The organism is Christiangramia sp. 3-2217-3z, assembly GCF_051195275.1.
In the GTDB taxonomy this organism is placed as follows: domain Bacteria; phylum Bacteroidota; class Bacteroidia; order Flavobacteriales; family Flavobacteriaceae; genus Christiangramia; species Christiangramia marina.
In genome coordinates, this window is record NZ_JBNJLI010000030.1 from 1 (window position 1) to 1,908 (window position 1,908).

A 1,908-nucleotide genomic window follows, 5' to 3' on the forward strand; every position below is an offset into this window, starting at 1 on the left:
ACTTGTCCAACAACAAAATACTAAGCCGACAAATCCGCATCCCCTACTCCGCCAACTGGCGATAACCGAGACCGTTGTGGCTAATACTTATTGAAAATCAGAATATAGAACATGTTTAAATTTTCTCCTATAAATACTTATGCGCTTCGCAACCTTCAAAAAAACCAAATTTACTTCAATAATCCATTAAAATTTAATGATCCTTTCGATACATTTCATCCTGCCAAAATCACAGAAATTACGAATGAAAAATTCGTAGATCTATACTGCCGGACAACCAAGCGAAATTTTGATAAAAGAAAGTTGCTAGGAATTTTAGAAAACAATGTTTCTAAAAAAGACTTTTACGACTTCTGCGATAAACATTTAGATTATTTATTTGACTTTAAAAATCCTAACAATAATCAAGTTCTAAGAAGTAAAGATGACTTCTTAGAACACATAAAAAGCCAAGAAGGATCAAAGCAAGAGTTTATAGAAAATATTGGAAGCTTTTTTTTACAAATCAAATTACATTTACAGAAAACCATTCAGGAAACTCTTGACAAAGTTCGTCAAGAATCTTTTTCTAAAATAGGAGTTACTTGTTTTTCAAAAAATAATTCCAATTTATTGATGTGGTCACATTATGCCGACAGTCATCAAGGTTTTTGCTTAGAATTCGACTCCAAGATAGAGCCATTTTCAAAACATTTTGAGGTGATTTATAGATCGGAAATTCCTAACGTGATTTCTGACTTACTATTTGATGAAGAAAATGATACGGAGTCAATTAGAAAACTTCTTTCATACAAATCATTAGATTGGAAACATGAAGAAGAGATTCGAATATTTCATCAAGAATCTAATAAAAGTTACTTCTATTCTCCTCAAGCACTTAAAGCAATATATTTTGGAATTAGAACAAATCCCAGTGACATCGAAATTGTATGTTCTATTGTGAAAGCACAAAATCCAGACGTGAATTTTTACATAATGGAGAAGCAATCTGATACATTTAGCATCAAACCTAAGCTGGTTGTTTATAATACTGTAATGGAGATTCAATCAACCCTAATATTTATAATTTCCAAACTTTTCAAAAATCAAAATTTCACGGTTAAACAACTTCATGACAAAACATCAGATAAATTCAGCGAAATACAATTAGAGGCTCATTTAAATGATTTGACTCGCAAAAAAGTTTTAATAAGAAATAACGGAACATTTAAACTTACTAACTAAAGTACTAGCCACAACATCGGTTAATCGCAAATAACGGGTATTGCGGAAAAAGTGTAATTTTAGAAACCAGGAAAGAAAAATGTTAATCCGACAAGTCCGCGTCCCTACTCCCGCAACTTGCGATAACCGTAACCGTTATATGCAATTGCTCCGCACAGTTTTAGCTACATAAAACATTAATTTTCTAAACGGACAAATCCGTATTCTAAGGTTTAAATTGAAAGATTCGAGGAAAGAATCTTTTGTAAATAGATAATTTACAAAATCTAGATCCGAAATGGAATTCTGCAATTTTAATAAAAAATAAAGTTTCCCCTAAAGAAGCTTCTGGTAGCTACTCAAACACAAATTTAGCGACTAAGAACTTCCTCAAAAACATGAATAGTACCAAGAAACGGACACTTACTCAGACGCAAGAATTGTAACAAATTGAGAAGGCTTTTCCATCTAAACTAAAATTTTCCAGACAGCGGCAAATCTCCCGTTCTTACTCGGACGTGTCGCAACAGCATATAACAACGAATATTCGCAATTGTGGCCATTTCAAATAAAATAGTATTTTTAGAAACCAGGAAACAAAAAGCTAAGCCGACAAATCCGAATACCGTCAACCACAACTGACGATTATTCGAAACCGTTACATGCAAGTGCTCCGAAACGATTTTAGCTACTAAAAACAATAAA

At 32.5% G+C, this 1,908-nt stretch carries 2 protein-coding genes; one reads left to right on the forward strand and one right to left on the reverse strand.

Annotated features, from left to right (window positions below; genetic code table 11):
• Window positions 1–111: 111 nt before the first annotated feature.
• Entirely contained in the window at window positions 112–1,224 is a 1,113-nt protein-coding gene (locus ACSHZO_RS15775) for a DUF2971 domain-containing protein (protein ID WP_298248416.1), read from the forward strand.
• 452 nt (window positions 1,225–1,676) lie between these two features.
• Here the strand turns inward: ACSHZO_RS15775 and ACSHZO_RS15780 are convergent.
• Window positions 1,677–1,908: hypothetical protein (locus ACSHZO_RS15780; protein ID WP_298248415.1), on the reverse strand; the 232-nt coding region annotated here is incomplete at its 5' end.

Excerpts from the sequence above, each read along its gene's own strand:
- ACSHZO_RS15775 (WP_298248416.1), top strand. The coding sequence starts at position 112 with ATGTTTAAATTTTCTCCTATAAATACTTATGCGCTTCGCAACCTTCAA.